This window comes from Endozoicomonas sp. ONNA1, assembly GCF_024606325.1.
Taxonomy (GTDB): Bacteria; Pseudomonadota; Gammaproteobacteria; order Pseudomonadales; family Endozoicomonadaceae; genus Endozoicomonas_A.
In genome coordinates this window covers 1-4,074 of sequence record NZ_JAHHPN010000903.1, presented here as the reverse complement: position 1 = coordinate 4,074, position 4,074 = coordinate 1, and the positions used below count along the sequence as shown (strand labels likewise).

4 protein-coding genes are annotated in these 4,074 nt (G+C 45.3%); 3 read left to right on the top strand and 1 reads right to left on the bottom strand.

Annotation, left to right across the window (positions count from 1 at the left end):
• Together KDK19_RS21260 and KDK19_RS21255 are read left to right on the top strand one after the other, a co-directional pair.
• The coding region (locus tag KDK19_RS21260) for a hypothetical protein (protein ID WP_257292895.1) at positions 1 to 604 on the top strand (604 nt) is incomplete at its 5' end.
• A gap of 48 nt (positions 605 to 652) precedes the next feature.
• Positions 653 to 2,308 carry a hypothetical protein gene (locus KDK19_RS21255; protein ID WP_257252505.1) on the top strand — a complete coding sequence of 552 codons (1,656 nt, stop codon included), beginning with the start codon at positions 653 to 655 and terminating at the stop codon, positions 2,306 to 2,308.
• Between the two features lie 65 nt (positions 2,309 to 2,373).
• Here the strand turns inward: KDK19_RS21255 and KDK19_RS21250 are convergent, their stop codons facing one another.
• On the bottom strand, positions 2,374 to 3,291 hold the full coding sequence (locus tag KDK19_RS21250; RefSeq protein WP_257292894.1) for a WD40 repeat domain-containing protein: 918 nt from the start codon (positions 3,289 to 3,291) through the stop codon (positions 2,374 to 2,376).
• Positions 3,292 to 3,725: 434 nt separating this feature from the next.
• Between KDK19_RS21250 and KDK19_RS21245 the strand changes: the two genes are divergently transcribed.
• On the top strand, positions 3,726 to 4,074 hold a 349-nt coding region (locus KDK19_RS21245), incomplete at its 3' end, for a hypothetical protein (RefSeq protein ID WP_257292893.1).

Genomic DNA, 4,074 nt, shown 5'->3' with positions numbered 1-4,074 from the left:
GCTGAAGGAAGATAATTATGAACAATACATAGAACTCAGGAAGCTGAATCAGAAGTTATTAGAAGCTGGTCGTTCCTCAGATAAACAGCAGCTTGACTTAAAAGAAATGCAAAAAGAAAACGATTTGTTATCCAGACGGGTTGCAAGTCTGGAGTTGGATTTAGAAGTAGTTCGTCGTTGTTCAGATGCTCATCTAAGTCTCTTTAATAAAATGTGGGAAGAAAAAGTTCAACAATCCAGACGATCGAGCCAGCGTGAGAATGAGTTATATCCAAAAACCACAGCGCTTGACGACAATCAGGAGCAACAGTCTGAACTGGAACTTGAAAACAATGTTTTGCTGAGACAGTTGACCTACACACAAGAAAGTCTCAAAGCTGAAAAAAGAATGCGCTCTCAGGTTGAGAATGACCTGCAACAGACCCGCTCTCTTTTGCAAGAGAAAGAAGATGAAGTGATCGCCTGGGTCAATCAATCGAGGCAGTGGAACACCGCCAGGGCGGCTATGGAAAGAGAGATTGAAAATCTGATGGATAAACTGAGCATGCTATTACAGAACAACCAATCAGAGGCGATGGAAGTTTCCCAGGATCAGGTTCATTAATAGTCAAACGATTTATGAATTGTTGAATGTTGTAAAAGGAGTATTACGATGGCCATTCCATCAAGTACGGTAAGCCGTCCACCCGAACCTGACAGGTTGATTAGTCAACATGTTCAGGGGACAACTGAGGAGTTAAACAAGCATCCGGGCGGTACTGCGATCTATTCATTGCATCAATGCTGTGCTCTTACAGAAATACTAAGCAAGATGCGGGCAGGCACGGTCGTGGAAGATTTGCCTGCCCCCCCTAAGCCTTGCCGTTTTCTGAATGGCGGTAAACCTCTGGAGTCCCGCACGGTAATGGCGTCTTCATCCTGGATGGGTAGTCTAAGGAACACGCGAACCGATTCGCGACAGCCTGCCGGGGCCATTGATGCTGAAGTTCAGGCTGAACTGGAGAGAATGGATCAACGTATTCAGAAGGATTACCAGCGCATCTGCAGTCTCAACAATCAGCTCGGTAACGTTCTGGAAATTGCTTTGCAGACTGAAACGGCATTGGGCAAAGATATCCCCTTCTATGAAAAAGCATTACAGAAGCAGTATGAGAATTCGGGAAAATTAACGGCAATGGGTAGTGAATTCTTCCAGGCTGTGACTGCAAAACAACGTTCTCTTGAGAATGAGCTACTTCAGAAAACCAGAATGCTTGAGAGTAAAAATAAGCAAGTTGAACAACTGGGTGAAAGAATCCAGAAGCTATCACAACAGTCTGAACAGAGCGGTAGCAAAATTCTTAAACCGGGCGATAGAAAAATTGAGACAGTGCTTCGTGATCGTACAATAATTCTTCAGCAAGCACTTGATGAAGCCCGGCAAGAACTTAAAAAAGCCCGAGAAGAAAGAAAAGAGGGTGATGATGCCCTGCGTAAAATCCAGGAGGGAGAATATGAGACTCCAGAAAGGGTTCAAAAGCTGAAGAAGGATTTAAACTCAGCTAATGTTCGCTTAATAGATAAAGGATATGAAATAGATCGTCTTCACAATGACGCTAAAAAGCTGAAAAAGGACTTGGAAGAAGTTGACCGTTCTTGTACTGCAGCCCGAAAAGACGTTAGAAAACTCGAGGAAGAAAGATATGTCCTATCCAAACGGGCTGACAGACTGGAGAAGGATTTAATAGAAGCTAATCGTGGCTATCAAGACACCTTAAGAATAATCCAGGAAGAAAATGCTGATCTTAATCGTGGCTATCAAGACACCATAAGGAGAATCCAGGAAGAAAATGCTGAACTGACTAAACTGGCTGACAATCTGGGGAATCATGTTTCAGCAGCCCTGCATTCATCAGATTATGATCGGGATCGCAATCTCAGAGCCCGGATAGAACGATTGGAACAATCCAGACCGACTGAGCAACTTGAGCATGCCCTGTTACAGAAGGCCGAAATGCTTAAAGCCACACAAGAGCAATTATCTGAAGTAGAAAGTCAAAAAGCGCTTATGCTGAGAAAGTTGAAAAATATGTATCAGAAACTCACAGCAATGGGGGTTGACCTGATACCCAAAAATAAACTTTCTCAGCTTCAGAATGATCTGCAACGGAGTCAGTCTCTTTTGCAAGAGAAAGTGAACGAATTGAGTGCCTTTGTCGCTCAATCCAGACAGTGGGATACCGACAGGGCGGCTATGCAAAGAGAGATTGAGACCCTGAGGGCTGAGCTGAAAGCAGTCTCAATTGGCAACCAGACGACAGAGACATAAGCCTCCCCAAATCAGTGTTGAGGTGTCAAGAATGACCACCTCACACCGTGGGTAAACACAAGCAATCAATCCAGTTCAGTGACTTGCGCCGTTCCATCCTGACTGCTGGTCACCAGGCGACGGCCATCGTCGATGAAAGCTACGGATTTGACCGGCCCATTATGGTGAATAATGGTTTTTTCTATCCATGATCCGTCAGCCACCTTGACATAGACTTTCGCCGTGTGATCGTCACTGGCGGTCACTACATGCATGTCATCAGCGCTGAAGGTGGCTGACCCGACCATGTCATTATGGCAAATAATGGTTTTTTCTAACCACGATCCGTCCGCCATCTCGCCGAAGACTTTCGACGTGTGATCGTCACTAGCGGTCAGCACATGCCTGTTATCAGCGCTAAAGGTGACTGATCTGATCTTGTCATCGTGGCAAATGCGGGCTTTTAATGACCATGATCCATCTGTCTCCTGGCCAAAAACTTTCGCCGTGTTATCGTCACTGACGGTCACCAGATGGCGGCTATCGGTACTGAAAGTTGCTGATGTGATCGGCTCACAATGGGAAATGATGGCTTTTACTACCCATGTTCCGTCGGACTCCAAGTCATGAATTCTCGCTATGTGATTGTCACCGACAGTGACCAGATGGAGACCATCGTCGCTTAATGTGGCTGAGTTGACATGATCTGCAGTGGTGATAGTGGCCTCTTTTGCTAATGATCCATCGGCTTGCCGGTTATAGATTTTCGCGCTGCCATCGGTGCTAACGGTCACCACACGGCGGTTATTGGCTCTGTAACCTTGTTGATGGGAGCTTGCTTGTTGTAAACGGTCAATACCTTGATGACTCAAAAATTCACTCTGGTCACCTTCAGTGCCAACCCTTCCGAAACCGACACCTGTTGGTGCGCCCTGCGGCTGAACAGGTTCTGTTATGGCTGGATTTGAAAGCCCGACAGCGGCGGGAGAATTTAAGTTATTCATATTAAGTTCCTTTCATTAAGTTAGTTTTATCCTTGATTACAAGTATGTTGCTTAAAACATTGATGTACTTGAGTAACTCTGAGTTGCTTCCAGGATAAAAAGTTCAAGACATTGATGTAAGCGCAACTAACAAGAAAGCAGGACTGTGATTATGAAAAAGGATCAGCAAACTGAAAGTTGGTTTCTTTATCTGTCTCTCAGCAGCAGGACGGTCTGAGGACGGATGTTACTGTCCAGATGACCATGAATGTCGGTGAAGGAAATGGGTTTGTCGATCATGTTACGGCGAGAGTAGCGGATTTCCTCTACGGCTGAAGAAATTTAGTCAGGATAGCTAACAAGAAAGTTATTCAGGATCTTACCGGGGAACAAGTCTTAATGCCCTGAGTCAAATCATTTATGAATTCTCTAAAACCTCTAAAAGGAGTAGTTCCATGAATGATCCCCAAAGTTTAGGAAGACCGCTGGTTTTGCCAGGTTCTATTGTTCAGGCAACCAACGGGAGGCTCGGCAACGATTCCGGCAATACTGCGGAATATGCATTGAAACGGTGTCGTGTTCTTAAAGGCACGTTTAGCCTATTGCTGAGAGAAATAATTGTATCAGAGTTGCCAGAGCAGCCTGTGCGAAGTCGTTTTCTGAATGGCAGTAAATCTCTGGAGTCACGGACGGTAGCGGCGTCTTCATCCTGGTTGGGTAGTTTTTGGAACACGCCTGCCGGGGCCATTGATGCTAACGTTCAGGCTGAACTGGAGAAAATGGATGAGCGTATTCAGAAGGATT